Source organism: Streptomyces sp. SID12501, assembly GCF_010550245.1.
Taxonomy (GTDB): Bacteria; Actinomycetota; Actinomycetes; order Streptomycetales; family Streptomycetaceae; genus Streptomyces.
In genome coordinates, this window is sequence record NZ_JAAGLU010000786.1 from 1 (window position 1) to 383 (window position 383).

A 383-nucleotide genomic window follows, 5' to 3' on the forward strand; every position below is an offset into this window, starting at 1 on the left:
CTTGCCGCGCTCGTGGAGGATGACCCGCAGGACGCGCAGCCCGTCCCGTACGGCGCTGAGGTTGCTCACGCCGTGGATGCGGACGTACTCGTGGCTGGGGATCTCCTGGACGCGCAGGCCCGCCTTGACGACCCGGATGTTCATCAGGGTCTCGACCTCGAAGCCCGTGCAGTCCAGGTCGATCTTGTCCAGGCAGTGCCGCCAGAAGGCGTTGTAGCCGTAGCAGAGGTCCGTGTAGCGGGCGCCGAACTTGGCGTTGACCACGGCGCACAGCGCCCAGTTGCCGAGCTTGCGGATCGGCGTCATGTCGTCGGTGCCGCCGCCGTTGGCGAACCGTGAGCCCTTGGCGAAGTCCGCCCCCGAGACCAGCGCCGAGACATAGC

General features: G+C 67.9%; 1 pseudogene. It reads right to left on the bottom strand.

From position 1 onward, the window contains the following. Positions 1–383, bottom strand: a pseudogene (locus G3I71_RS48450) (glycosyltransferase family 2 protein); the annotation flags it as partial.